Origin of the sequence: Huaxiibacter chinensis (assembly GCF_022171985.1) — a bacterium.
Lineage (GTDB): Bacteria > Pseudomonadota > Gammaproteobacteria > Enterobacterales > Enterobacteriaceae > Enterobacter > Enterobacter chinensis_A.
In genome coordinates, this window is sequence record NZ_JAJVHF010000002.1 from 45,557 (window position 1) to 71,440 (window position 25,884).

Below are 25,884 nucleotides of genomic sequence, written 5' to 3' on the forward strand. Positions count from 1 at the left end.
ATGCAAGCGGCAACTGTCGTCATTAACCGCCGCGCTCTGCGACACAATTTGCAACGTCTGCGTGAACTGGCGCCTGCCAGCAAGCTCGTTGCAGTCGTGAAAGCGAACGCTTATGGACACGGTCTTCTTGAGACTGCGCGAACGCTCCCGGATGCCGACGCTTTTGGCGTCGCCCGACTCGACGAAGCCCTGCGACTTCGGGCGGGCGGCATCACGCAACCCATACTGCTGCTTGAAGGCTTCTTTGAAGCCAGCGATCTGCCGACGATTGCCCACCAGCATCTCCATACCTCCGTACATAACGAAGAGCAGCTGGCAGCCCTGGAAACCGCCGATCTGAGCGAGCCGGTCACTGTCTGGATGAAGCTCGACACGGGTATGCATCGTCTTGGCGTGCGTCCTGAACAGGCTGAGGCGTTTTATCAGCGTCTTTCCCGGTGCCGCAACGTGCGCCAGCCGGTGAATATTGTCAGCCACTTTGCCCGTGCCGATGAGCCTGAGTGTGGCGCTACCGAGCAGCAGCTGGATATTTTTAATACCTTCTGCGAAGGGAAGCCGGGGATGCGTTCTATCGCCGCTTCCGGTGGGATTTTGCTGTGGCCACAATCGCATTTCGACTGGGCGCGTCCGGGCATTATCCTGTACGGCGTCTCGCCATTAGAAAACAAACCCTGGGGCCCGGATTTTGGCTTCCAGCCCGTGATGTCGTTGGTCTCTAACCTGATTGCCGTCCGTCCACACATGGCGGGCGAGCCTGTAGGGTACGGCGGAACATGGACCAGTGAACGAGATACCCGGCTGGGCGTGGTCGCAATGGGCTATGGCGATGGTTATCCGCGCGCGGCGCCTTCGGGTACTCCGGTGCTGGTCAATGGCCGCGAAGTAACGATCGTCGGGCGCGTGGCGATGGACATGATTTGTGTCGATTTAGGACCCGAGGCGCAGGATAAAGCCGGCGATCCGGTGGTTCTGTGGGGCGAAGGTTTACCGGTCGAGCGCATCGCGGAAATCACAAAAGTAAGTGCTTACGAACTTATTACGCGTCTCACCTCGCGGGTGGCGATGAAATACGTCGACTGAGTCATTCCAGGAGTGAGGCATCCGTCCTCACTCCGCATTGATTAACATCCTCTCGATCTTCTTTCACTTCCGGTTTATTGTGGAAATACCTGCCTCATCGAATTCCGGAGAATCATCGCGTGTTTCAGAAAGTTGACGCCTACGCTGGCGACCCCATTCTCTCCTTAATGGAGCGTTTCAAAGAAGATCCCCGTAGCGATAAAGTAAACCTCAGCATTGGTCTTTATTACAATGAAGAGGGCATCATTCCTCAGTTGCAGGCGGTAGCAGAGGCGGAAGCGCGCCTGAACGCTGTCCCGCATGGCGCGTCGCTCTATCTGCCGATGGAAGGGCTAAACACCTACCGTAATACGATTGCACCGCTTTTGTTTGGCGCCGAACACGCCGTATTACAGCAAAAACGCGTGGCAACCATCCAGACGCTGGGCGGCTCGGGTGCTCTGAAAGTGGGCGCAGATTTTCTGAAAAAGTACTTCCCGGATTCGGGCGTGTGGGTCAGCGATCCGACCTGGGAAAACCACGTCGCCATTTTTGAAGGCGCAGGCTTCACGGTAGCAACCTATCCGTGGTTCGATACGCAGACCAACGGCGTGCGCGTTGATGCGCTGCTGGAAAAACTGCAAACGCTGCCAGAACGCAGCATTGTGCTGCTGCACCCTTGCTGTCACAACCCAACCGGTGCCGACCTGACAAACAGCCAGTGGGATGCCGTCATTGACGTGCTTAAGGCGCGCAATCTGATTCCGTTCCTCGACATTGCGTATCAGGGCTTTGGCGCGGGCATGGAAGAAGACGCTTACGCCATTCGGGCGATTGCCAGTGCGGGATTGCCTGCCCTGGTCAGCAACTCCTTCTCAAAAATCTTCTCACTTTACGGCGAGCGCGTTGGCGGTCTGTCGGTTATTTGTGAGGATGAAGCGGCCGCCGGACGCGTACTGGGCCAGCTGAAAGCCACGGTCCGTCGTATTTACTCCAGCCCGCCCGCCTTTGGCGCGCAGGTGGTGGCAGCCGTCCTCAGCGATGACGCGCTCAAAGCGAAGTGGCTTGCGGAAGTTGAAGCTATGCGTCAGCGTATTCTGTCGATGCGTCAGGCGCTGGTGGACGTGCTGAAAGTGGCTGTCCCGGGGCATAATTTTGACTATCTGCTCAAGCAGCGCGGCATGTTCAGCTATACCGGCCTGAGTGCAGCCCAGGTCGATCGTCTGCGCGAGGAGTTCGGGGTTTACCTGATTGCCAGCGGTCGCATGTGTGTCGCAGGCCTCAACGCCAGCAACGTCCAGCGCGTGGCACAAGCATTTGCAGCGGTAATGTAAGCACTCACTCACTGTTTAGTCTTTCCCCCTCTCCCTGTGGGAGAGGGCTGGGGTGAGGACAACATACCGCAACGTTGCCGATTTTGTGTTTGCCCCCTCTCCCCGTGGGAGAGGACTGGGGTAAGGGCAACATACCGCAACGTTGGCGTTGTTGTGTTTACCCCCTCTCCCCGTGGGAGAGGGCTGGGGTGAGGGCAGCGTACCGCAACGTTGCCATTGTTGTATTTGCCCCCTCTCCCCGTGGGAGAGGACTTTGGTGAGGGCAACATACCACAACGTTGCCGTTGTTGAATTTGCCCCCTCTCCCCGTGGGAGAGGACTGTGGTGAGGGCAGCATACCGCAACGTTGCCGTTTTTGTATTTGCCCCTTCTCCCTGTGGGAGAGGACTGTGGTGGGGGCGACATACCGCAACGTTGCCATTGTTGTGTTTACCCCCTCTCCCTGTGGGAGAGGACTGTGGTGAGGGCTGCGTACCGCAACGTTGCCGTTGTTGTATTTGCCCCCTCTCCCCGTGGGAGAGGGCCGGGGTGAGGGCAACAGACCGCAACGTTGCCGTTGTTGTATTTGCCCCCTCTCCCCCTGGGAGAGGGCCGGGGTGAGGGCATCAGACCGCACAGACATGTTTTCCCGGCGGCAGTGGCGTTTATCTCATCACTGTTCTGCACAGCACTCTGTGATCGCCTTCTTTTTATCCAGATTCATAAGCAAAAACTCCTTTCCTTCGCCTCCCGCTGGAGTTATGGTCGGATAGTTTTTTGACCATTCACTCAAAATATAACGATAACAAACTGAATATTCAGGGGAAAACATGCGCAAGATCACACTGGCGCTCAGCGCCGCCTGCTTATTGTTCTCACTTAATAGTGCAGTCGTCGCCCGCGCTTCCGCACCGACACCGCTTTATACCGGCACCACCGCGGCCATACTCGCTGAACAGGCACCGATTCACTGGGTGTCCGTGGCTCAAATCGAAAACAGTCTGATGGGCCGTGCTCCTATGGCCGTCGGGTTTGACATCGATGACACCGTTCTCTTTTCCAGTCCTGGCTTCTGGCGGGGTAAAAAAACCTATTCACCAGAAAGCGAGGAGTACCTGAAAAACCCTGAGTTCTGGGAAAAAATGAACAACGGCTGGGATGAATACAGCATTCCAAAAGAGGTCGCCCGCGCCCTGATCGCAATGCACGTTAAACGCGGCGACAGCATTTATTTCGTTACGGGCCGCAGCCAGACCAAAACTGAAACTGTCTCAAAAACGTTGCAGGGTGACTTTACAATCCCTGCGGCCAATATGAACCCGGTCATTTTTGCCGGGGACAAAGAGGGGCAAAACACCAAAACTCAGTGGCTTGAACAGAAAAATATCAAAGTCTTTTATGGCGACTCTGATAATGACATCACCGCGGCGCAAGAAGTGGGAGCCAGAGCGATCCGCGTCTTACGCGCCTCTAACTCCACCTATCGTCCCTTACCCATGGCTGGAAAGTTTGGCGAAGAAGTGATTGTTAATTCGGAGTATTAATCCACGGGCGGCGGGTTTGATTCTTTTTTAATCAAATCTTGCCGCGATGGGTTTAACCTTTCGACTTCTTGCTGCACACTTAGAAAGATTCATCTTTCATCATGGAGCAGCCTATGTGGTTTCAACAGACCCTGACCTTAAGCGCCAAATCGCGTGGATTTCATCTGGTCACCGACGAACTCTTCGGGCAGATCCGCGATCTGTCGCGTATCAAAACGGGTCTGCTACATCTGCTGCTTCAGCATACGTCAGCCTCTCTCACGCTAAATGAGAATTGCGATCCCACCGTCCGTTCCGATATGGAGCGGCATTTTCTCAAAACCGTTCCGGACAACGCCCCTTATGATCATGATTATGAGGGGCCGGATGACATGCCGTCGCATATTAAATCCTCCCTGCTGGGCGTCTCTCTGACGCTGCCCGTTCATAACGGGCGAGTGCTGTTGGGAACGTGGCAAGGGATATGGCTGGGGGAACATCGTATTCACGGCGGTTCGCGCAAAATTATCGCAACGCTTCAAGGGGAATAAAGATGACCATTTCGGAGATACTTCAGTACTGCATGAGCAAACCCGGTGCGGAACAGAGCGTCCACAGCGACTGGAAAGCCACGCAGATTAAGGTGGGCGATATTCTGTTCGCCATGGTGAAAGAGGTGGAAGGCCGTCCGGCGGCGTCGCTGAAAACCAGTCCTGAGCTGGCGGATTTACTTCGTCAGCAGCATGATGACGTCAGGCCCAGCAAACATCTGAACAAGGCTCACTGGAGCACGGTCTATCTCGACGGCACCATTCCAGGGTCACAAATTTACTATCTGGTGGATGCGTCATATCAGCAGGCGGTAGAGCTACTGCCGGAAACAACCCGGCAGCAGCTTTCCGTATAGCGGTTACAGCAACGGTTTCAGGAAACGGGCGGTGTGCGAGGCTTCGCACTCTGCAACCGTCTCTGGCGTACCGGAGACGAGGATTTCCCCACCGCCGCTGCCGCCTTCAGGACCCAGATCCACAATCCAGTCTGCGGTTTTGATGACGTCCAGGTTGTGTTCGATAACCACAATCGTGTTGCCCTGATCGCGCAGCTGATGCAGCACTTCGAGCAACTGCTGGATATCGGCAAAGTGCAGCCCCGTGGTCGGCTCATCCAGGATATATAACGTCTGGCCCGTACCCCGTTTAGACAGCTCACGCGCCAGCTTCACGCGCTGTGCTTCGCCGCCGGAGAGCGTGGTCGCAGACTGTCCCAGACGAATATAGGTCAGGCCAACATCCATCAGCGTTTGCAGCTTACGTGCCAGCGCCGGAACGGCATCGAAGAACTCACGCGCTTCTTCAATGGTCATATCCAGCACTTCGTGGATGGTTTTGCCTTTGTATTTGATCTCCAGCGTTTCGCGGTTATAACGCTTGCCTTTGCACTGGTCACACGGCACATAAATGTCGGGCAGGAAGTGCATCTCGACTTTGATCACCCCGTCGCCCTGACAGGCTTCGCAGCGACCGCCGCGCACGTTAAAGCTGAAGCGTCCTGGCGTATACCCGCGCGAACGCGCTTCCGGTACACCGGCGAACAGTTCACGAACGGGCGTAAACACGCCAGTATAGGTGGCCGGGTTAGAACGCGGCGTACGCCCAATTGGACTCTGGTCAATGTCGATCACTTTATCGAAATGTTCCAGACCCTGAATATCGCGGTAAGGGGCCGGTTCTGCCAGCGTCGCGCCGTTAAGCTGGGTCTGAGCGATCGGGAATAACGTATCGTTAATCAGCGTTGATTTACCCGAACCAGACACGCCGGTGACGCAGGTGAACAGACCCACAGGCAGCGTCAGGGTTACGTCTTTCAGGTTGTTGCCGCGCGCACCGGTCAGTTTCAACACTTTTTCCGGGTTGGCAGCCACGCGCTGTTTCGGCACCTCGATTTTGCGCTTGCCGCTCATGAACTGGCCGGTCAGAGATGCCGGGACCGCCATAATGTCTTTCAGCGTGCCTTCTGCCACCACCTGGCCGCCATGCACGCCTGCACCCGGGCCGATGTCAATAACGTGGTCAGCGGCGCGGATCGCGTCTTCATCATGCTCAACCACGATCACCGTGTTGCCGAGATTACGCAGATGGATCAAGGTACCCAGCAGGCGCTCGTTATCGCGCTGATGCAGGCCGATAGACGGCTCATCCAGGACGTACATGACCCCCACCAGGCCCGCGCCGATCTGGCTTGCCAGACGTATACGCTGGGCTTCACCACCTGAAAGCGTCTCCGCTGAGCGGGAAAGTGACAGATAGTTCAGGCCGACGTTCACCAGGAACTTCAGGCGATCGCCAATCTCTTTCAGGATCTTTTCCGCAATTTGCGCACGCTGGCCAGCCAGTTTCAGGTTGGTGAAGAAGTCCATCGCATGCCCAATGCTCATATCTGAGATGGTGGGCAGCGGGGTGTTTTCAACATAAACGTGGCGAGCCTCGCGACGCAAACGCGTGCCGTCACAGGAGGCGCAGGAGCGGTTGCTGATAAACTTAGACAGCTCTTCGCGCACCGCGCTGGATTCCGTCTCTTTGTAGCGGCGTTCCATATTGTGCAGCACGCCTTCGAACGGATGGCGACGCACGGACGTATCGCCGCGATCGTTCATGTATTTGAACTCGATGTTCTCTTTACCTGAACCATACAGCACCACTTTATGCACAGCGGCGCCCAGGCTTCCCCACGGGGAATCCACGTCGAACTTGTAGTGTTCCGCCAGCGATTTCAGCATCTGGAAATAGTAGAAGTTGCGACGATCCCAGCCGCGAATCGCGCCGCCCGCCAGAGATAGTTCCGGGTTCTGGATCACGCGGTCCGGATCAAAGTACTGCTGCACGCCCAGACCGTCGCAGGTTGGACACGCGCCCGCCGGGTTGTTGAACGAGAACAGACGCGGTTCCAGCTCGCGCATGCTGTAGCCGCAAATAGGGCAGGCAAAGTTGGCCGAGAAGAGCAACTCTTCGGCTTTGGTATCGTCCATATCGGCGACGATTGCCGAGCCACCCGAGAGCTCCAGCGCTGTTTCAAAGGACTCCGCCAGGCGTGTCGACATATCGTCACGCACTTTAAAGCGGTCGATGACCACTTCAATCGTATGTTTCTTTTGCAGCTCAAGCTTAGGGGGATCGGACAGATCGCACACTTCGCCGTCGATACGGGCGCGGATATAGCCCTGGCTTGCCAGGTTCTCCAGCGTTTTGGCGTGCTCGCCTTTACGATCTTTGATGATCGGTGCCAGCAGCATCAGGCGTTTGCCTTCCGGCTGGGCCAGCACGTTATCAACCATCTGGCTGACGGTCTGCGCGGCCAGCGGGACGTCGTGGTCCGGACAGCGCGGCTCACCCACGCGGGCAAACAGCAGGCGCAGGTAGTCATGAATTTCTGTAATGGTGCCGACCGTTGAACGCGGGTTGTGCGATGTCGATTTCTGCTCAATAGAGATGGCAGGCGACAACCCTTCAATGTGGTCGACGTCAGGTTTTTCCATCAGCGACAGGAACTGACGGGCATACGCAGACAATGATTCAACATAACGACGCTGTCCTTCGGCATACAAGGTGTCGAAAGCCAGTGAGGATTTACCAGACCCCGAAAGCCCGGTCACGACAATCAGCTTGTCGCGAGGGATTATGAGGTTGATATTCTTGAGATTATGGGTGCGGGCGCCCCGTACTTCGATCTTATCCATTCACCTTTCCCGGTAGAGACTCGGATGCCTGGTTTGTTTGAAGGACAAACGGCATAAACGGCTAATTATGACACAATATAACCTGTTTGAATATACAGTATTGGAATGCAAATTCTGAATGAGTATGTAACAATGTCTGGCTGGCGCAAGATATCTGGAATCCATGCTGCAACTATCAAAATGCTACATGGAAATGATACACTCGCGCGTTACACTATTAAGAAACGAATTCAGGAGACACGATCATGGCCAGCAGAGGCGTAAACAAGGTGATTCTCGTCGGTAATCTGGGCCAGGACCCGGAAGTACGCTACATGCCGAGTGGTGGCGCAGTTGCCAACATTACGCTGGCTACGTCCGAATCCTGGCGTGATAAAGCGACCGGTGAGATGAAAGAGCAGACCGAATGGCACCGCGTTGTGCTGTTTGGCAAACTGGCCGAAGTGGCCGGTGAATATCTGCGTAAAGGTTCTCAGGTTTATATCGAAGGCCAGCTGCGTACCCGCAAATGGACCGATCAGGCCGGCGCTGAGAAATACACCACGGAAGTGGTGGTTAACGTGGGTGGCACCATGCAGATGCTGGGCGGCCGTCAGGGCGGCGGCGCACCGGCAGGTGGCGGACAGCAACAGCAGCAGGGTAGCTGGGGCCAGCCTCAGCAGCCGCAGGGCGGCAACCAGTTCAGCGGTGGCGCGCAGTCTCGCCCACAGCAGCAGTCTGCTCCAGCCCCGTCTAATGAACCGCCGATGGATTTCGACGACGACATCCCGTTCTAAGTCCGTTGTCACCGTTAATAAAAAAGGCCCTTTCAGGGCCTTTTTTTATGACAAAAATTCAGCGAGCGTCTTACGCCATCGTTTTTAGCTAAGCGCAGAATGACCCCGTCAATCAGGTAATCACCATTGGCCACTCTGGTGGCGTGTGGCTCATTGCTTCAACCATTACTACTTTCACGTTTTCCCAGATCGTCGCCACGTCGACGAGCGTGATGCCCAGCAGGCCCATGGCAAACCAGCATGCTGCGCCAACGCCCAAAAGGGTGCTGATGACGGCCAGCCCTGCGTAATCTGATTTACGAAACTGAATATTCAGCGTACTGGCCAAAAACATCAAAACGGCGCTGAATAACGGCCAGCGCAGAAGCACCATGCTGGTGGTAAGGGTTGCCATAAAACCGATCCTCGAAAGAGCAGATGAACAATAATGAAACAGTGTTTCTCGTTACAAAATATGTGTGAACTATATCACATTTGTTCTTTTATTCACCAGTCTCGTTGCAGTAAAAATGTGCGTTTTTCGACTAAAAATGGCTGAGTAAAGAGGGCAGGAAAATATATCTTCGTGCGCTAAGGGTTCGCTTTTCGATATCTTTATAATAAATTCATCAGGATAATTAAAGTTGTACGGGAATCGGCCCTGCGTACAATATGTACAGTATTCATCCTATAGATTATGCTTGAACGGATAAATAAATATACGCACGGCAAGTGATTCAGGATATTGAATTTATTGATTTTTATCTGGTTGTGTCATTTATTATTCACACATGCATCGTCTTTTGTATCTCATTTATTACCCCTGGAATAATGGGTCCGGGGCATTTCCCGTCGAATCCTGAGTTATTCGCTGTGCCCGGTTTTTATCATTCCAGGACCTGCGAAAATGATTAACGACAGATGTCGCGAAGTGGTAAACGACAGCGTGCAGGCGTTGCATGCTTTAGCAAAACTGATGCCGCTGTTAACGTCTCAGAGTTCTTTAGCCGGGATGCTGGAAACCATCAATCGTACGCTGGGGTCGACGCTTGCCTGGATAAGCCTGGATGATGACGCGGGCATGCAGCGTGTAATATGCGCCGGGAACCTGAGCTGCCACTCGTTCGACATTACCCACTTTCTTGCCAGTACCCTATTACAACGTCAGCACCGTTCGTGGCGGTCAATCTACTGGAAGGAGAATGTTGGCAAAGTCCTTTTTACCTCTTCACATCCCGGCTACCAACACTTACAGGGCGGCGTCTTATGTAAGCTTGCAGACAGGGAAGGAAAGGGTAATGGCTATTTCTTCCTGGGATTTTCACAACGGCTCTTATCAATGCCGACCCTGAAGCACGTCATCGTGGTCCTGATGGAAAAACTCAGCGATCGTTTTGCCGAGATCGTGGCCCGTGAACGCACGGCAGCAGAGATGCAGCGCGTCGTGACGCACTATAAAATCTTGTTTGAACGAGCCCCGGTTTTAATGAGCAGTTTCGATCGACAAAACCGCTGCGTACTCTGGAATGCCGAATGTGAAAAGGTGTTTGGCTGGAGGATGGCGGAAATTAATACCCACGCCGATCCGCTGGCACTCTTCTGTCCGGATCAGGAAGAGCGGCGTTGCGTTCGCGGATCGTTAAATGCCTTGCCGCTTAACGACATGTACGAGTGGCATCCGCGGCGAAAGGATGGCGCGACGCTCACCATTTTGTGGTCAAACGTCCCGCTGCCGGACGGCTCGATTCTCAACATTGGTCTGGATATTACCGAGCGTAAGAAGGCGGAACAGCAGCTGGCAGTGAGAGCGATGACCGACGATCTCACCGGCTGCTTAAACCGGTCCGCTATATTACAGCGGCTGACCGCTGCGCTGGAAAGCGAGCGACGACAGGACCGGGCCCACCCATTCTGTGTACTGATGTTTGACCTGGATTATTTCAAGCAAATTAATGACGGTTGGGGACACCAGGTTGGGGACCGGGCGCTGGTGCATTTTTGTGATTGTCTCCGGGAAATCAGCCCGGCGTCGTCCTCACTGGGGCGCGTTGGCGGAGAAGAGTTTCTGCTTCTGCTGCCAGGCGCAACCAGCGCTGCCGCCCTGACGCTTTGCACCGCGCTGCGTGAAGCGCTCCGCACATCGCCCCTTCAAATTGGCGATAAAGCCTTAATTCTTGCGTTCAGCGCAGGCGTCGTGGATGTCCGCTTCGGGCAACGCGACGTCTCCCTGCTTCTTACCCAGGCAGACAGAGCGTTATATGATGCTAAACGGACAGGCCGTGGGAAAGCGGTGGTCGCTGTTGATTACTTATAAATCACCGGGTGAAACAAAAACGCGAAAATAGTTTAAAAATCCAGGATTAAAATGCGCCTTTTTCACTCTGTCGCGAGTTTGTCTTAATCAACGATACTCTGTTGTGTTATCTTAAAACGCACAGGGAAGCCTGGATAAATATTTTCCTTAATTAAAACGGTACGCACACTTTTAGTTTAGCTTACGGACAAATAATATCGTCATAAGCATTTACAGGAATTTTAATACTAAAAGTCAGTTGCTAACTTCGCATGATTCATGCAACGTAATCACCTGTTTATCAAAGCATCCAGCCTTCGTTACTACAGGCACACAAAATGCAGGGATATTAGGCGGAAATGAATCGTAGCGCTCGGCGCAAGATGCTAAGGGTAGTAGGGATCATCATGGTAGTTTTACTGCCGGTGATGCTTGCGCTATGGTTTGCCCAGCTCAGAGCCGTCACAGAAACAAGTAGCCAGCTACGCACGTTCGCTCAACTCGCTTTAGATAAAACTGAGCTGGTAATAGAGCAAGTTGATTTAGCCCGAGATGCTGCCGAAAAATATCAGGGTGAATTGTGTACACCCGAGCATCGACAATATATGTTGAACGTCGTTCGTGGTCGTTTGTATGTTGCCGATTTAATTTACGCCCAAGGTCAGCAATTTCTTTGCTCAACGGTTACCACGCCCGACCAGCCTTATGTTATCCCTACCGCAAATTACAAACGCAACCCTGATGTCTCTATCTATTATTTCCGCGACACGCCGTTCTTTGCGGGATATAAAATGACATATATACAGCGGCAGAATTATGTCGTAGTGGTTAACCCGCTCTCATGGAGTGAGGTTATGTCCACCGACCACGCGCTGGTGTGGGGCGTATATGACACGGTCACCAACGCCTTCTTCTCACTCAGCCCACATGCGAACGTTTCGTCATTACATACGATGGTGGGAGGGGATGCTCAGTCATTCCAGAAGGCGGGGCGCTTTTACACTATCGTGACGTCGACAAAACGGCCTATTGCGGCCATCGTATCGACATCTAATACGCGTTTCTACGAAATTCTCTATCACCAGGCAACGCTGACGTTACCGCTGGGCATGATTTGCAGCATGCTTATATTGCTGGTCTGGTCACGAACGCATCGGGAATTCTATTCCCCGGGGCGTTTATTACATCGGGCATTAAATAAGCGTCAGCTGTGCGTTCACTATCAGCCCATTATCGATATTAAGAACAATCAGTGCGTTGGCGCTGAAGCGCTGCTTCGCTGGCCGGGGTTTAATGGCCCGGTAATGAGTCCCGCCGAGTTTATTCCCCTCGCAGAAAAAGAGGGTATGATTGAACGTATCACCGATTATGTGGTGGAAGAGGTGTTCAACGATCTCGGCGAATTCCTCGGCAGTCATCCCCATCTCTATATATCGATAAACCTGTCGGCATCCGATTTTCACTCTTCGCGACTGATTGCGCTTATCTCACAGAAAGCGCAGCACTATTCGGTGCGCGCGCAGCAAATTAAAATAGAGGTGACGGAGCGCGGGTTTATCGATGTCCCTAAAACGACACCGGTTATTCAGGCCTTCCGTCAGGCAGGTTACGAAGTCGCTATTGATGACTTCGGCACTGGCTATTCTAATCTGCACAACCTGTATTCGCTGAACGTCGATATCCTGAAAATTGATAAATCCTTTATCGATACTCTGGCCACCAACAGCACCAGCCATCTGATCGCCGAACATATTATTGAAATGGCGCAGAGCTTGCGCCTGAAAACCATCGCGGAAGGGGTAGAAACCGCAGAGCAGGTGACGTGGTTGCTGAAACGCGGTGTGCAGTATTGTCAGGGTTGGCACTTTGCCAAAGCGATGCCGCCCCAGGAATTTATGACCTGGCAGCAGCAGCCTGACGAAAAGGGCGTACCGCAGCTCACTTAATGCAGCTGATGGCGATAATCGCTTGGGGTGCGATCAAATTCACGGCGAAACACGCGTGAAAAGGTTTGCTGCGAAACGTAACCCAGATCCATGGCGATATCAAAAATCGGCCGCTTCGTGGTGCGCAAAGCCTGCGCCGCCAGTAATAATCTCCGCTGGCGAATATACTCACCCAATGTTTGATGCATGACCGTGCGGAACATTCTCTGCAGGTACCACTTCGAATAGCCCGACTTCTTCGCGACGGTGTCGATGCTTAGTGGTTGGTCGATATGTTCATCAATCCATTCAATCAGTGTCTGAATAATTTGCTGATGCGACATAAGGTTGCCCCTCTCCAGATACAACTCGCTTAGTTGATTCGTCGTTTTCTCTGCGGGGGAGTATAATTCCTCAAGTTAACTTGAGGTAAAGAGGTTTTATGGAAAAGAGATTGCCGCGAATCAAAGCGCTGTTAACCCCCGGCGAAGTCGCTAAACGAAGCGGGGTGGCAGTGTCGGCGCTCCATTTTTATGAGAGCAAAGGGCTGATTAAGAGCATCCGTAACGCGGGCAACCAGCGCCGCTATACCCGTGATGTGCTGCGCTATGTGGCGATTATTAAGATTGCGCAACGCATCGGTATTCCGCTTTCGACCATCGGCGATGCGTTAGGCGTCCTGCCGGAAGGCCACACGCTTAGCGCAAAAGAGTGGAAGCAGCTTTCATCGCAATGGCGGGTTGAACTGGACAGGCGCATTCATACGCTGGTGGCCCTGCGTGATGAACTGGACGGATGCATCGGCTGCGGTTGCCTTTCTCGTAGCGACTGCCCTTTGCGCAACCCCGGCGACACGCTGGGTCAACAAGGCACCGGGGCTCGCCTGCTGGAGGACGACTAAAAAAACTAAAGCGCCACAGGAGGGCGCTTTAGTTTATTCCCGGTCTTTTGTCTTTCGCTCTATCCCGCTGGTTCACAGGAGGGTTTCCCCCGACATCAGCACCCCTCGTGTCGAGCTGTTAAGGAGGTTCCGGTTTGTGCTGACACTTTAATTCTATGCAATACCCGCCTCTTTGCCAGTCGTCAGCGACGAAATATCGGCAAAATTTTTTCGTCATCTTGTTCGATTTTCTATAGTTAACAGGTATGCATAACGGGAGAAAACCATGCTAACGGTTCACCATCTTAATCAGTCTCGCTCACAGCGCGTGATATGGGCAGTCGAAGAGCTTGCTCTGCCCTATCAAATTGTCCGCTACCAGCGGGAAAAAACCATGATGGCGCCGCCATCCCTGAAGAAAGTTCACCCGTTAGGTAAATCGCCGGTCGTGGAAGACAACGGTCTGATCGTGGCGGAATCGGGCGCGATTCTGGAATACCTGCAGGAGACCTACGATTTGACCTCGCAGCTTAAGCCGCAGTCGCCTGAACAGAAACTGCAGTACCGTTTCTGGCTGCACTATGCAGAAGGTTCGCTGATGCCCATTCTGCTGATGAAGCTGGTTTTCAATAGTTTAGGCAAACCGCCGGTGCCTTTTGGTCTGCGAACGCTGGGAAAAGGGCTGGGGAAAGGGGTGCAAAAGGCCTGGCTCAATCCGCAGCTGGAAACACACGCCCGGTTTATTGAAGCTCATCTCAGTGAGAACAGCTGGTTTGCGGGCGATCTCCTGAGCATGGCGGATATTCAGATGAGTTTCCCGATCTTTGCGCTGCTCGCGCGAGGGGGGATCGACAACCTTCCCCATACGCAGGCCTGGAAGAAAAAAGTCGAAATGCGTCCCGCATGGCAAAGAGCGATTCAGCAAGGCGGTCCGTTCGATCTCCCTGGCGAAGCGTAAAATGTTATCAAATTGCGCAGCGACGATAACGTTTGCGCATCCTCTGGTTATTTCTTCATCGTCATAAGGGTATTTTAGGGAAAAAGGGCAAAGTTAAGTTGAAAAGGGCGTGGTATACGCTAGATAATCGTTTGCCTTAATTTGACCACCCGTTTTGTAAGCGCGGAGCTAAACGTTTGCTTTTTTTGTGACGCCCCTTTCGTCGCAAACGCAGCACAAGGATTTGACGTTTCGCTGGCAGTGGAGTGTCCACCACGCTTACGACGAATGATAAAAACTCTCAGGGGATGTTTTCTATGTCTACGCCATCTGCGCGTACCGGCGGTTCACTCGACGCCATGTTTAAAATTTCTGCTCGCGGCAGCACCGTGCGCCAGGAAGTGGTTGCCGGTTTAACCACGTTTCTTGCCATGGTGTACTCGGTCATTGTTGTGCCGGGTATGCTGGGTAAAGCGGGCTTCCCGCCTTCCGCCGTGTTCGTCGCCACCTGTCTGGTTGCGGGCGTTGGGTCCATCGTCATGGGCCTGTGGGCGAACCTGCCGCTGGCGATTGGTTGCGCCATCTCGCTGACGGCCTTTACCGCGTTCAGCCTGGTACTGGGTCAGCAAATCAGCGTCCCCGTTGCGCTCGGCGCCGTCTTCCTGATGGGCGTTCTGTTCACGGTGATTTCAGCGACGGGTATTCGTAGCTGGATTTTGCGCAACCTCCCACAGGGTGTCGCGCATGGTACGGGTATCGGTATTGGTCTTTTCCTGCTGTTGATTGCAGCCAACGGCGTGGGTCTGGTCATTAAGAACCCGCTGGATGGCCTGCCGGTAACCATGGGGCATTTCGCCAGCTTCCCGGTGATTATGTCGCTGATTGGTCTGGCGGTGATTATCGGTCTGGAAAAGCTGAAAGTACCGGGTGGCATTCTCTTTACCATCATTGGTATCTCTATTGTCGGCCTGATTTTTGATCCCTCCGTGCATTTTTCCGGTCTCTTTGCCATGCCGTCGCTGAGCGATGATAAAGGCAACTCCCTGATTGGCAGCCTCGATATCATGGGGGCGTTAAATCCTCTGGTGTTGCCAAGCGTGCTGGCGCTGGTGATGACCGCGGTCTTTGATGCGACAGGCACCATTCGCGCCGTCGCGGGTCAGGCGAATCTGCTGGATAAAGACGGGCAAATCATCGATGGCGGCAAAGCGCTGACCACTGACTCCCTGAGCAGCGTGTTCTCAGGCCTGGTCGGTGCGGCGCCTGCGGCGGTGTACATTGAGTCTGCGGCAGGTACGGCGGCAGGCGGTAAAACCGGTCTGACGGCCATTACCGTCGGCGTGTTATTCCTGCTGATCCTGTTCCTTTCTCCGCTCTCTTATCTGGTGCCGGTTTACGCGACGGCGCCTGCGCTGATGTACGTTGGTCTGCTGATGCTGAGCAACGTGGCCAAAATCGACTTTGCTGACTTCGTGGATGCGATGTCGGGCCTGATCACGGCGGTCTTTATTGTTCTGACCTGCAACATCGTCACCGGTATTATGATTGGCTTTGCCTCGCTGGTGATTGGTCGTCTGGTCTCAGGTGAGTGGCGCAAACTGAACGTGGGCACGGTAGTGATTGCCATTGCGCTTGTCGCGTTTTATGCGGGCGGTTGGGCCATCTGATTTGGCATTTCCTGCGAAAATGGGTGGCTCGGGCCGCCCATTTTTATTTTCGGCGCACAGGCGTTGTCTTTTGCGTTAATCTGAATGCAGTAAAACAGGAGTACGACGCTTTATGTTTTAGTCATTCAGAAACACGCAAACAGGGAACGCATGGAAATCTTCTTCACCATTCTCATCATGACCCTTGTGGTCTCACTTTCTGGGGTAGTCACCCGCGTACTGCCCTTCCAGTTACCTCTTCCGCTAATGCAAATCGCGATTGGCGCACTGTTGGCATGGCCGACGTTTGGGCTACACGTAGAGTTCGATCCCGAGCTGTTCCTGGTGTTGTTCATCCCGCCGCTGCTGTTTGCCGACGGCTGGAAAACCCCGACGCGTGAATTCCTGGAGCACGGGCGCGAGATATTAGGTCTGGCGCTGGCCCTGGTCGTGGTCACCGTGGTCGGCATTGGTTTCCTGATCTACTGGGCCGTACCGGGCATTCCGTTGATTCCTGCCTTTGCGCTTGCTGCCGTGCTGTCGCCCACGGATGCCGTGGCGCTTTCCGGCATCGTGGGGGAAGGGCGCATCCCGAAAAAAATCATGGGCATTTTACAAGGTGAGGCGCTGATGAATGACGCCTCTGGCCTGGTTGCCCTGAAGTTCGCCGTCGCTGTGGCCATGGGCACCATGGTCTTTACCGTGGGCGGTGCAACGGTTGAATTCTTTAAGGTCGCGATTGGCGGGATTCTGGCCGGTTTCGTGGTGAGCTGGCTCTACGGCCGGTCGCTGGGCTTCCTCAGCCGCTGGGGCGGTGATGAACCCGCGACGCAGATCGTTTTGCTGTTCCTGCTGCCGTTCGCGTCTTACCTTATTGCCGAACATATTGGCGTATCGGGCATTCTGGCGGCGGTGGCGGCAGGGATGACCATCACCCGTGCCGGCGTGATGCGCCGTGCGCCGCTGGCGATGCGTCTGCGTGCCAACAGCACCTGGGCGATGCTGGAGTTTGTGTTTAACGGCATGGTCTTCCTGCTGTTAGGCCTGCAACTGCCGGGTATTCTGGAGTCCTCGCTGGTGGCCGCCGAGGCCGATCCGAATGTGGAAACCTGGATGCTGTTTACCGACATCGTACTCATCTATATGGCGCTGATGCTGGTGAGATTTGGCTGGCTCTGGACGATGAAGAGATTCAGCGTGCGCTTCCTGACCAAAAAGCCAATGGAGTTCGGTTCCTGGACCACGCGTGAGCTGTTGATTGCCTCTTTCGCCGGGGTGCGCGGGGCGATTACGCTGGCCGGTGTGCTCTCCATTCCGCTGTTGCTGCCCACGGGCGATGTCTTCCCTGCCCGTTACGAGCTGGTCTTCCTGGCGGCGGGGGTGATTCTGTTCTCCCTGTTTGTTGGCGTGGTGATGCTGCCCATATTGCTGCAACATCTGGAAGTGGCTGACCACTCGCAACAGCACAAAGAGGAGCGCATTGCGCGTGCGGCAACGGCAGAAGTGGCCATTGTAGCAATCGAGAAAATGGAAGAGCGACTGGCTGCGGATACCGAAGAGAACATTGATAATCAGCTGCTGAAAGAGGTGAGTTCGCGGGTTATCGGGAATTTGCGCCGCCGGGCGGACGGGCGTAATGATGCCGAAAGTTCGATGCAGGAAGAGAACCTGGAACGCCGATTCCGTCTGGCGGCGCTGCGTTCTGAACGTGCCGAGCTTTATCATCTGCGCGCCACCCGCGAGATCAGCAATGAGACGTTGCAGAAATTGCTCCACGATCTGGATTTGCTGGAAGCGCTGTTAGTCGAGAGTTAATGCCTGTTGTCGTTCAACCCCTCTCCTGCGGGAGAGGGTTGGTCTGAGGGGGGAACCCAAAACCCCTCGCAGCATTTCAGCCACGCCTGGGCGCTGTGCGACAGATACACGCCCTCCCGCCAGATCATCCCCAACTGCCAGTGCAAATCGCTTTCAAGCGGGATCCAGCGCAGGGTGTTTTTATCCAGACGTTCGCAGATGGGCTGCGGCAGAATGGCAATGCCCACACCTGCCTGGACCATTGCCGCCAGAAAATCCCACTGACCGCTGCGCACCGCGATGCGCGGTTTTACGCCATGCTGGTTAAAAAGCTGCATCAGCTGGCGGCTGAGCGCAAAATCCTCGTTGTAGATCAGCAAGGGATGCTCCGCGAGCAGTTCAGGCTTCACGGTGTCGATATGGACCCACTGGCCTGAGCGCGGCACCAGCACGCACAGCGGATGGCTGAATAGCGGCAGGGTGGCCAGACCGCTGTCCTCTTCGACGGGCAGGGCCGTCATCGCCAGATCCAGTTCGCCATTAATGACCGCCTGCTGAACGGTCAAACCGCCAAATTCAGCGATTTTTAACTCCACGCCCGGGTAGCGCTGACGATACAGGCTGATGGGGCCTGCCATCATCATGCCGACCATGGGGGGGATACCCAGGCGCAACAGACCTTTATTCAGATGGTTTATATCGCTCAGCTCCGCTTCAAGCTGGCGAAATTCGGCCAGAATCGCCAGGCCGCGTTCGAATACCACGCGGCCGGTGTCGGTGAGCAGCAATTTACGTCCGTCGCGAATGAGTAAGGTACAGTTCAGTTCATCCTCGAGGTTTTTCAACATCTTGCTGATGGTGGGTTGGGTAACAAAGAGCTTCTCCGCTGCGCGAGTAAAACTCTGCTGGCGCACCACTTCGACAAAGTAACGCAGCGTTCTGATGTCCATAATTATTCCCCGGAACTATACCTTTGATGATTTTAATTCATTTCTGTCTATAACGTACGCTCTCTATACTGGCGCCTCGTCTCATTTCGAGGAAATCGCCCATGGCTGTGGCGTTACATCGGATTACGCCTGCCGTAGTGCAACGACTTCAGGTGCCGGTTCAGGTCCTGCTTTATGCAGCTCTTTTCGTTTTTGCGCAGTATCTTGTGACCTGGCTGCATTTGCCGCTCCCGGCAAATCTGGTCGGCATGGTGTTGATGCTGACGCTTATTCTGTGTCGCATCCTTCCGCTAAGCTGGGTGAGGGCAGGGGCGCGCTGGCTTCTGGCGGAAATGCTGCTGTTCTTCGTGCCGGCGGTGGTGGCGGTGGTGAATTACACCCAGCTGCTGATGGTTGACGGCTGGCGTATCTTCGCGGTGATTGGCCTGAGTACGCTGATGGTCCTCGGGGCGACCGCCTGGGTGGTGGACAAAGTCTACCGCTATGAAATCAGCAGGCAGAATCATGACTGATTTTCGCTTAAGCGTCCTCTGTCTTGTGGCGACTCTGGTGGTCTATTTTGCCAATAAACGGCTCTATAAGCGTTTTCACCGCCTGCCCTTTATGCCGCTGGTGTTCACCCCCCTGTTACTGGTTTTGATGCTGGTGTTTGGGCATATCTCCTGGCAGAGTTACATCGGCGAATCACACTGGCTGCTGTGGCTTTTAGGGCCGGCGACCATTGCCTTTGCCGTCCCGGTATACGACAACCTGGCAATCATCAAACGGCACTGGATGTCGCTGAGCGCAGGCGTTATAACCGCCACGGTGGTGGCGGTGTGCAGCTCCGTCTGGCTGGCCCGCTTGTTCACGCTATCCGATGAGATTCAGCGCAGCCTGGCGGTGCGGTCCGTCACCACGCCCTTTGCGCTGGCCGCGGCGAAACCGCTGGGTGGGCAGCCGGATCTGGTGGCGCTGTTTGTGGTGGTTACCGGCGTGTTTGGGATGGCGGTCGGCGATGTGCTGTTCCTGCGGCTCGCCATTCGCGAAGGAATGGCAAAAGGGGCCGGCTTTGGCGCGGCCTCCCACGGTGCCGGAACGGCGCGCTCCTATGAAATCGGCCCCCGGGAAGGGGTGATTGCCAGCCTCGTGATGATGCTGTCTGGTGTCGTCATGGTGCTGATTGCGCCACTGGTGGCCCGCTTACTCTTCTGACCCGTGGCGCAACCTGTTATTTCAGCCGGGCGACCAGTTCAAACTCCTTAAAGTTGACCGGGCGCTGCTGCTGCATCGAGATATTTCCGGCGATACCGGTCAAAATCGACATCGCCCCGGCGCGATGGTCGGCGGCACGTTTCAGGGGATCGTCTCCCGGCTCGCCGAACAAGTCGGCCAGCATGGCGTTATCACCGCCACCGTGCCCCCCTTCACCCAGCGAAAACTCGGCTTTCCACGGCGCGTCAAACATCGGGAAAACGGTGATGTCACAGGATTCCAGGCTTCCTTCGTTCTCGCGCTCCCCGCCTGCATTGACGTAGGATTTTTCGACAATCTTCATTTCTAACCGCCCCCGGCTGCCATTGAAGACCACGTTCAGTCCTTCCCAGGGGAGATAGGTATTAAGCGAGTAGCTTAACTGCGTCTGATTCTGGTATTTCACCAGCACGGAGAGCGTATCTTCAATGGTGATGCCGTCGCTGAACACGCTCCGATCGCGGTAATAGTTATCCTCATGCTCGGCATCCAGATAGAGCGCTTTGAGCTGCGGATTGTCGGCCATGTGCAGGGCAAACGGATCCTCTTTGGCCTGTGCAAAACCGTGCGCACGCGGATAGAACTGCGTCACGCCGCGACGCTCCGCATTCTCTTTACCGTAAAAACGCAGGCTCCCTTCGGCATATACCCGCTCGGGATAGCTATTGAGCCAGAAATTCATCAGATCGAAATGATGGGTGGATTTATGTACCAGTAACCCGCCGCTGTTGCGCTTTTCCCGGTGCCAGCGGCGGAAATAGTCTGCGCCATGTTCGGTGTTTAACAGCCACTCAAAGTGCACGGAGTAGACCTCGCCAATGGCGTTGTTCATCAGCAGTTCCCGCACTTTGCTGTGATGCGGGGCGTAGCGGTAGTTGAACGCCACGCGAACCTGACGTCCCGTTTCTTCAATGGCGTTGAGTATCCGCAGGGCGCGGGCTTCATCGATGGTCATTGGCTTTTCGGTGATGACGTCACAGCCTGCATGGAGCGCCCGTACGATGTACTCATCGTGGGTTCGGTCCATTGTGGTCACGATGATAATGTCGGGACGCGTTTCGCGAATCATCTCTTCGAACTGCGCTGCCGGCCAGGTCGAGACGGCGGGCGCGCCTTCGTTTTGCAAAAGCTGATTCGCGTAGTGCATCCGGGTCTGGTTGGTGTCGCAAAACGCCACCATTTGCGCGGTGCTTTTCCATTGCCCGCCAATAGCTGAGATATACAGTCCGGCACGACCGCCGGTTCCAACAAGGGCATATCGCTTCATGGTATCCTCACGTAATAAAACAGTGTTTTAATATCGTTCGGGTACTGTAGCGCGATGGGAAAAGAGGGACAGAGGGAAGGGCTGAAAATGTGATCCCCGGCCAAAATGACCGGGGAGAAAAAGCGATTAGTGCGCGCGATCTTGCTCGACACCCATGCCGGTTTGTGAGCGGATAAACTGTGCGCGGAACTTCTCGCGTTCCAGCTTGCCTTCCGCAGAGTTATCGGTTGCCGAGAAGACCCAGATCCCAATGAACGCCACGGCAATAGAGAACAGCGCCGGGTATTCATACGGGAAGATGGCTTTCTCATGGCCGAGGATCTGAACCCAAATCGTCGGACCCAGAATCATCAGAATGACCGCCGTCAGCAGACCGAGCCAGCCGCCAATCATCGCGCCACGGGTGGTCAGTTTTGACCAGTACATGGAGAGCAGGATGATCGGGAAGTTACAGCTCGCCGCGATGGAGAAGGCCAGACCGACCATAAAGGCGATGTTCTGATTTTCAAACAGAATGCCCAGCAGAATCGCCACCACGCCCAGGATCAGTACGGTGATCTTGGAGACTCTCAGCTCCTGGCGTTCGGTCGCCCCTTTACGCCATACGTTGGCATACAGATCGTGGGAAACCGCCGACGCACCGGCCAGCGTCAGGCCAGCGACCACGGCCAGGATAGTGGCAAAGGCCACGGCAGAGATAAAGCCGAGGAACAGGTTTCCGCCAACCGCATCCGCCAGATGAACGGCGGCCATGTTGTTGCCGCCAATCAGCGCACCCGCGGCATCTTTAAAGGCCGGATTCGCGCCGACCAGCATGATGGCGCCAAAACCGATGATAAAGGTCAGAATGTAGAAATAGCCCATAAAGCCGGTGGCGTAGAAGACGCTTTTACGCGCTTCACGGGCATCCGACACGGTAAAGAAACGCATCAGGATGTGCGGCAGGCCTGCCGTACCAAACATCAGTCCCAGACCGAGCGACAGCGCGGATATCGGATCTTTCACCAGTCCCCCCGGGCTCATGATTGCTTCCCCTTTCGGGTGAACGGCCATTGCCTCTGAGAACAGGTTATTGAAGCTAAAGCCCACGTGCTTCATCACCATAAAGGCCATAAAGCTGGCGCCGAACAGCAGTAACACCGCTTTGATAATCTGCACCCAGGTGGTGGCGAGCATGCCGCCAAACAGCACGTACATCACCATCAGTACGCCGACCAGCACGACGGCAATGTGGTAGTTCAGCCCAAACAGCAGCTGGATCAGTTTACCGGCGCCCACCATCTGAGCGATAAGATACAGCGCAACCACCACCAGCGAGCCGCAGGCTGAAAGCGTACGAATCGGCCCCTGCTTCAGACGATAGGAGGCCACGTCGGCGAACGTGTAGCGCCCAAGGTTACGTAAGCGCTCGGCGATCAGGAACAGGATAATGGGCCAGCCGACCAGGAAGCCAAGGGAGTAAATCAGTCCGTCGTAGCCCGAGGTGTACACCAGCGCGGAGATCCCCAGGAACGAGGCGGCGGACATAAAGTCGCCCGCGATGGCGAGCCCGTTCTGGAAGCCGGTAATATTGCCGCCAGCGGTGTAGTAATCGTTACGCGAACGTACGCGTTTTGACGCCCAGTAGGTAATGTAGAGCGTCAATAACACGAAAATCAGGAACATGATGATCGCCTGCCAGTTTGTTGGCTGGCGCTCGACTGCACCCGTGATCGCATCGGCGGCGTTGGCCGCGAAAGGAAGTGTGGCGGCAAGCGCCGTCAGGACTCGCTTCATTGGGCTTTTACCTCACGCAAAACTTCTCGGTTAAGACGATCAAATTCGCCGTTCGCACGCCAGACGTAGACGCCCGTCAGCACGAAGGAGATCACAATAACGCCAATCCCAATCGGGATGCCCCGGGTTACGCTGGTGCCTGCGTGCAGCGGCGTTCCGAGCCAGTGAGGCGCAAAAGCGATAAGCAAAATAAAGCCGACGTAAATAATCAGCATGATGATGGACAGCGTGAAGGCAAACCGTTGCCGTTTTTCGACTAACTCCCTGAAATGCGCACTGTTTTCTATCCGTTGATAAATGGTGTCATTCATCACAGAGTCTCCAAAGGTATTGTAGGGTTAGGTTTTTTTATTCCCTTTCTGGTGAGAGAGGGTGGGTTGAAGGGGGAGGTGCGGTCTGATGCCCTCACCCCGGCCCTCTCCCACGGGGAGAGGGGAAAAACGATCCGGAACACCCTCCTGCCTGGAGGGTCAGCGTGACGTTACGATGGCATAGCGATGGACTGCTTCTCTTCGAGCAGTTTGTCCACGACGCCAGGATCCGCGAGCGTCGAGGTATCACCGAGATTGCTGGTATCACCGGCGGCAATTTTGCGCAGGATGCGGCGCATAATTTTGCCTGAACGGGTTTTTGGCAGCGAGTCGGTCCAGTGCAGGACATCCGGCGTGGCAAGCGGGCCGATCTCTTTACGCACCCAGTTTCGTACCTCGGTATAAAGCGCAGGTGAGGGTTCTTCGCCATGGTTCAGCGTGACGTAGGCATAGATCGCCTGGCCTTTAATGTTGTGCGGAATGCCCACAACGGCGGCTTCGGCAATCTTCGGATGCGATACCAGCGCGGATTCAATCTCAGCGGTGCCCAGACGGTGACCGGAAACGTTCAGTACGTCATCCACACGTCCGGTGATCCAGTAATAGCCGTCTTCGTCACGACGCGCGCCGTCGCCGCTAAAATACATATTCTTGAAGGTCGAGAAATAGGTCTGTTCAAATCGTTCATGATCGCCAAACAGCGTACGCGCCTGACCAGGCCACGAGTCGGTGATCACCAGATTGCCTTCGGTTGCGCCCTCAAGCACATTGCCTTCGTTATCGACCAGCGCGGGCTGGACGCCAAAGAAGGGACGCGTTGCCGACCCGGCCTTCAGCTCAGTGGCGCCAGGCAACGGGGTGATCATGAAGCCGCCGGTTTCGGTCTGCCACCAGGTGTCGATGACCGGACATTTTTGGTTGCCGATCTTTTTCCAGTACCACTCCCAGGCTTCCGGGTTGATGGGTTCACCCACGGAACCCAGAATGCGTAAGGAAGAGCGGTCGGTACCCTCGATCGCCTTGTCACCTTCCGCCATCAGGGCACGAATCGCCGTCGGCGCGGTGTAAAGAATATTGACCTGATGTTTATCCACCACCTGGCTCATGCGGGCTGGCGTCGGCCAGTTGGGCACGCCTTCAAACATCAGAGTGGTGGCGCCGCAGGCCAGCGGGCCATACAGCAGATAGCTGTGTCCGGTAACCCAGCCCACGTCTGCGGTGCACCAGTAGATATCGCCTGGATGGTAGTCGAAGACATATTTAAAGGTGGTGGCGGCATAAACCAGGTAACCGCCGGTGGTGTGTAGCACCCCTTTTGGTTTACCGGTTGAGCCAGAGGTATACAGAATAAAGAGCGGATCTTCCGCATTCATCTCTTCCGGCTGATGCCGATCGCTGGCGTTCTCAATCAGGTCGCTCCACCAGAGGTCGCGGCCTTCGTTCCAGTCGATCTTGCCGCCGGTCCGTTTCAGCACGATAACGTTACTGATGGTTTTTACGTTCGGGTTTTTCAGCGCATCATCGACGTTTTTCTTTAACGGAATGCTGCGTCCGGCGCGCACGCCTTCGTCGGCGGTGATCACAAGCTTTGAGTTTGAATCGACAATACGACCCGCAACGGCTTCAGGTGAGAAGCCGCCAAAAATCACCGAGTGAACAGCGCCGATGCGCGCGCAGGCCAGCATAGCGACGGCCGCTTCCGGCACCATGGGCATATAGATGGCGACCACATCGCCTTTACGGACGCCCTGCTCCAGCAGCACGTTAGCAAAGCGGCACACGTCGCGGTGCAACTCTTTATAGGAGATGTGCTTACTCTGAGAGGCGTCATCGCCTTCCCAGATGATGGCCGTTTCATTCCCGCGCTCCGCGAGATGCCTGTCCAGACAGTTTGCGGCCAGGTTCAGCGTGCCATCTTCATACCATTTAATAGAGACGTTGCCCGGCGCAAAGGAGGTGTTTTTCACCTTCTGATACGGTGTGATCCAGTCAAGGATGCGGCCTTGCTCGCCCCAGAAAACGTCTGGTTCAGAGACAGATTGCTGATATTTTTCGTGGTACTGCTCCGGATTGATCAGGCAATGGTCCGCAATAGTTGCGGGAATGTCGTGTTTGTGGATTTGGCTCATGGCTTTTTTTCTCCTTTTGAATGTTAATAATATGTCGCAAAAACGTTAATAGTAGGGGCTTTGGTGGCTTTGTTTAGTATTTGGGCGACAGATCACGCATTCATTGCACTGCATGAAAAATAGGCAATTGAAACTTTGAAGGGAAATAATTTACCCTGAGTATTATTCACATTTATTTGGAAAAAAGCGTTTTTATAACAAAAGGTTATTTATAACAAGTAACATAAATTAGCGTCCTGTCTCATTTTTGCAGTGAAAAGCCCCGTTCTTTAAGGCTTGCGCAGCAGGGCGTGCAGATGATACTCATACGGCGCGTTTTAAAACCCTATAAGTCAACGCAACACAATTCATACCCTTTCA

At 54.7% G+C, this 25,884-nt stretch carries 22 protein-coding genes; 14 read left to right on the forward strand and 8 right to left on the reverse strand.

What is annotated here, in order from left to right:
- The 5 genes from alr to LZP96_RS06055 all read left to right on the forward strand — a co-directional run bounded on the left by alr (position 1) and on the right by LZP96_RS06055 (position 4,802).
- The gene (gene alr, locus LZP96_RS06035; protein WP_064324441.1) at positions 1–1,080 is read left to right on the forward strand and encodes an alanine racemase; all 1,080 of its coding nucleotides are present in this window, start codon (positions 1–3) and stop codon (positions 1,078–1,080) included.
- 119 nt (positions 1,081–1,199) lie between these two features.
- Positions 1,200–2,393: an aromatic amino acid transaminase gene (gene tyrB / locus LZP96_RS06040; RefSeq protein ID WP_064324442.1), complete on the forward strand. Its 1,194-nt coding sequence runs from the start codon at positions 1,200–1,202 to the stop codon at positions 2,391–2,393.
- An 809-nt stretch (positions 2,394–3,202) separates the two neighbouring features.
- On the forward strand, positions 3,203–3,916 hold the full coding sequence (gene aphA, locus LZP96_RS06045; protein ID WP_064324443.1) for an acid phosphatase AphA: 714 nt from the start codon (positions 3,203–3,205) through the stop codon (positions 3,914–3,916).
- A 113-nt stretch (positions 3,917–4,029) separates the two neighbouring features.
- Positions 4,030–4,446, forward strand: coding sequence for a secondary thiamine-phosphate synthase enzyme YjbQ (locus LZP96_RS06050; RefSeq protein ID WP_064324444.1), 417 nt, complete (start codon positions 4,030–4,032; stop codon positions 4,444–4,446).
- Positions 4,447–4,448: 2 nt separating this feature from the next.
- Positions 4,449–4,802: an MmcQ/YjbR family DNA-binding protein gene (locus LZP96_RS06055; protein WP_064324445.1), complete on the forward strand. Its 354-nt coding sequence runs from the start codon at positions 4,449–4,451 to the stop codon at positions 4,800–4,802.
- Positions 4,803–4,805: 3 nt separating this feature from the next.
- Here LZP96_RS06055 and uvrA read toward each other — a convergent pair whose 3' ends face one another.
- Positions 4,806–7,628, reverse strand: a complete 2,823-nt coding sequence (uvrA, locus tag LZP96_RS06060) for an excinuclease ABC subunit UvrA (RefSeq protein WP_064324446.1) — start codon at positions 7,626–7,628, stop codon at positions 4,806–4,808.
- A 245-nt stretch (positions 7,629–7,873) separates the two neighbouring features.
- Between uvrA and ssb1 the strand changes: the two genes are divergently transcribed.
- The gene (gene ssb1, locus LZP96_RS06065) at positions 7,874–8,404 is read left to right on the forward strand and encodes a single-stranded DNA-binding protein SSB1 (RefSeq protein ID WP_064324447.1); all 531 of its coding nucleotides are present in this window, start codon (positions 7,874–7,876) and stop codon (positions 8,402–8,404) included.
- Between the two features lie 112 nt (positions 8,405–8,516).
- Here ssb1 and LZP96_RS06070 read toward each other — a convergent pair whose 3' ends face one another.
- Positions 8,517–8,798: a YjcB family protein gene (locus LZP96_RS06070; protein ID WP_064324448.1), complete on the reverse strand. Its 282-nt coding sequence runs from the start codon at positions 8,796–8,798 to the stop codon at positions 8,517–8,519.
- A 495-nt stretch (positions 8,799–9,293) separates the two neighbouring features.
- Between LZP96_RS06070 and LZP96_RS06075 the strand changes: the two genes are divergently transcribed.
- Positions 9,294–10,697 carry a sensor domain-containing diguanylate cyclase gene (locus LZP96_RS06075; RefSeq protein ID WP_082904962.1) on the forward strand — a complete coding sequence of 468 codons (1,404 nt, stop codon included), beginning with the start codon at positions 9,294–9,296 and terminating at the stop codon, positions 10,695–10,697.
- 338 nt (positions 10,698–11,035) lie between these two features.
- On the forward strand, positions 11,036–12,622 hold the full coding sequence (pdeC, locus tag LZP96_RS06080; RefSeq protein ID WP_064324450.1) for a cyclic di-3',5'-guanosine monophosphate phosphodiesterase PdeC: 1,587 nt from the start codon (positions 11,036–11,038) through the stop codon (positions 12,620–12,622).
- Here the strand turns inward: pdeC and soxS are convergent.
- Positions 12,619–12,945, reverse strand: a complete 327-nt coding sequence (gene soxS / locus LZP96_RS06085) for a superoxide response transcriptional regulator SoxS (RefSeq protein WP_064324451.1) — start codon at positions 12,943–12,945, stop codon at positions 12,619–12,621. The genes pdeC and soxS overlap by 4 nt on opposite strands.
- 98 nt (positions 12,946–13,043) lie before the next feature.
- On the opposite strand from soxS, the gene soxR reads away from it, so the two are divergent.
- The 4 genes from soxR to LZP96_RS06105 all read left to right on the forward strand — a co-directional run bounded on the left by soxR (position 13,044) and on the right by LZP96_RS06105 (position 17,879).
- Entirely contained in the window at positions 13,044–13,502 is a 459-nt protein-coding gene (gene soxR / locus LZP96_RS06090) for a redox-sensitive transcriptional activator SoxR (RefSeq protein WP_064324452.1), read from the forward strand.
- A gap of 265 nt (positions 13,503–13,767) precedes the next feature.
- Positions 13,768–14,439: a glutathione S-transferase family protein gene (locus LZP96_RS06095; protein ID WP_064324453.1), complete on the forward strand. Its 672-nt coding sequence runs from the start codon at positions 13,768–13,770 to the stop codon at positions 14,437–14,439.
- A gap of 296 nt (positions 14,440–14,735) precedes the next feature.
- On the forward strand, positions 14,736–16,085 hold the full coding sequence (ghxP, locus tag LZP96_RS06100; RefSeq protein ID WP_064324454.1) for a guanine/hypoxanthine transporter GhxP: 1,350 nt from the start codon (positions 14,736–14,738) through the stop codon (positions 16,083–16,085).
- Positions 16,086–16,235: 150 nt separating this feature from the next.
- Positions 16,236–17,879 (forward strand): Na+/H+ antiporter, encoded by a 1,644-nt coding sequence (locus tag LZP96_RS06105; RefSeq protein ID WP_064324455.1) that lies wholly within the window; start codon positions 16,236–16,238, stop codon positions 17,877–17,879.
- On the opposite strand, the gene LZP96_RS06110 is transcribed toward LZP96_RS06105, so the two are convergent.
- Positions 17,876–18,808 (reverse strand): LysR family transcriptional regulator, encoded by a 933-nt coding sequence (locus tag LZP96_RS06110; RefSeq protein ID WP_064324456.1) that lies wholly within the window; start codon positions 18,806–18,808, stop codon positions 17,876–17,878. The two genes, LZP96_RS06105 and LZP96_RS06110, sit on opposite strands and share 4 nt — an antisense overlap.
- Before the next feature lie 101 nt (positions 18,809–18,909).
- Between LZP96_RS06110 and LZP96_RS06115 the strand changes: the two genes are divergently transcribed.
- Complete coding sequence (locus LZP96_RS06115) at positions 18,910–19,320, forward strand: CidA/LrgA family protein (protein WP_064324457.1); 411 nt, start codon at positions 18,910–18,912, stop codon at positions 19,318–19,320.
- Positions 19,313–20,002 (forward strand): LrgB family protein, encoded by a 690-nt coding sequence (locus LZP96_RS06120; protein WP_064324458.1) that lies wholly within the window; start codon positions 19,313–19,315, stop codon positions 20,000–20,002. The genes LZP96_RS06115 and LZP96_RS06120 overlap by 8 nt, the downstream gene beginning before the upstream one ends.
- Positions 20,003–20,018: 16 nt before the next feature.
- On the opposite strand, the gene LZP96_RS06125 is transcribed toward LZP96_RS06120, so the two are convergent.
- From LZP96_RS06125 to acs, 4 genes are all read right to left on the reverse strand, one after another.
- Positions 20,019–21,308, reverse strand: coding sequence for a Gfo/Idh/MocA family protein (locus tag LZP96_RS06125; RefSeq protein WP_064324459.1), 1,290 nt, complete (start codon positions 21,306–21,308; stop codon positions 20,019–20,021).
- Positions 21,309–21,434: 126 nt separating this feature from the next.
- Positions 21,435–23,084 carry a cation/acetate symporter ActP gene (gene actP / locus LZP96_RS06130; protein WP_258925740.1) on the reverse strand — a complete coding sequence of 550 codons (1,650 nt, stop codon included), beginning with the start codon at positions 23,082–23,084 and terminating at the stop codon, positions 21,435–21,437.
- Positions 23,081–23,395: a DUF485 domain-containing protein gene (locus LZP96_RS06135; RefSeq protein WP_064324461.1), complete on the reverse strand. Its 315-nt coding sequence runs from the start codon at positions 23,393–23,395 to the stop codon at positions 23,081–23,083. The genes actP and LZP96_RS06135 overlap by 4 nt, the downstream gene beginning before the upstream one ends.
- Before the next feature lie 170 nt (positions 23,396–23,565).
- Positions 23,566–25,524: an acetate--CoA ligase gene (acs, locus tag LZP96_RS06140; RefSeq protein ID WP_064324462.1), complete on the reverse strand. Its 1,959-nt coding sequence runs from the start codon at positions 25,522–25,524 to the stop codon at positions 23,566–23,568.
- Between the last annotated feature and the right edge of the window lie 360 nt (positions 25,525–25,884).

Bases quoted from the DNA above. Each gene is read 5' to 3' on its own strand.
- alr (WP_064324441.1), top strand. From the start codon at position 1: ATGCAAGCGGCAACTGTCGTCATTAACCGCCGCGCTCTGCGACACAAT.
- aphA (WP_064324443.1), top strand. From the start codon at position 3,203: ATGCGCAAGATCACACTGGCGCTCAGCGCCGCCTGCTTATTGTTCTCA.
- LZP96_RS06050 (WP_064324444.1), top strand. From the start codon at position 4,030: ATGTGGTTTCAACAGACCCTGACCTTAAGCGCCAAATCGCGTGGATTT.
- LZP96_RS06055 (WP_064324445.1), top strand. From the start codon at position 4,449: ATGACCATTTCGGAGATACTTCAGTACTGCATGAGCAAACCCGGTGCG.
- uvrA (WP_064324446.1), bottom strand. From the start codon at position 7,628: ATGGATAAGATCGAAGTACGGGGCGCCCGCACCCATAATCTCAAGAAT.
- ssb1 (WP_064324447.1), top strand. From the start codon at position 7,874: ATGGCCAGCAGAGGCGTAAACAAGGTGATTCTCGTCGGTAATCTGGGC.
- LZP96_RS06070 (WP_064324448.1), bottom strand. From the start codon at position 8,798: ATGGCAACCCTTACCACCAGCATGGTGCTTCTGCGCTGGCCGTTATTC.
- pdeC (WP_064324450.1), top strand. From the start codon at position 11,036: ATGAATCGTAGCGCTCGGCGCAAGATGCTAAGGGTAGTAGGGATCATC.
- soxS (WP_064324451.1), bottom strand. From the start codon at position 12,945: ATGTCGCATCAGCAAATTATTCAGACACTGATTGAATGGATTGATGAA.
- soxR (WP_064324452.1), top strand. From the start codon at position 13,044: ATGGAAAAGAGATTGCCGCGAATCAAAGCGCTGTTAACCCCCGGCGAA.
- LZP96_RS06095 (WP_064324453.1), top strand. From the start codon at position 13,768: ATGCTAACGGTTCACCATCTTAATCAGTCTCGCTCACAGCGCGTGATA.
- ghxP (WP_064324454.1), top strand. From the start codon at position 14,736: ATGTCTACGCCATCTGCGCGTACCGGCGGTTCACTCGACGCCATGTTT.
- LZP96_RS06105 (WP_064324455.1), top strand. From the start codon at position 16,236: ATGGAAATCTTCTTCACCATTCTCATCATGACCCTTGTGGTCTCACTT.
- LZP96_RS06110 (WP_064324456.1), bottom strand. From the start codon at position 18,808: ATGGACATCAGAACGCTGCGTTACTTTGTCGAAGTGGTGCGCCAGCAG.
- LZP96_RS06115 (WP_064324457.1), top strand. From the start codon at position 18,910: ATGGCTGTGGCGTTACATCGGATTACGCCTGCCGTAGTGCAACGACTT.
- LZP96_RS06120 (WP_064324458.1), top strand. From the start codon at position 19,313: ATGACTGATTTTCGCTTAAGCGTCCTCTGTCTTGTGGCGACTCTGGTG.
- LZP96_RS06125 (WP_064324459.1), bottom strand. From the start codon at position 21,308: ATGAAGCGATATGCCCTTGTTGGAACCGGCGGTCGTGCCGGACTGTAT.
- actP (WP_258925740.1), bottom strand. From the start codon at position 23,084: ATGAAGCGAGTCCTGACGGCGCTTGCCGCCACACTTCCTTTCGCGGCC.
- LZP96_RS06135 (WP_064324461.1), bottom strand. From the start codon at position 23,395: ATGAATGACACCATTTATCAACGGATAGAAAACAGTGCGCATTTCAGG.
- acs (WP_064324462.1), bottom strand. From the start codon at position 25,524: ATGAGCCAAATCCACAAACACGACATTCCCGCAACTATTGCGGACCAT.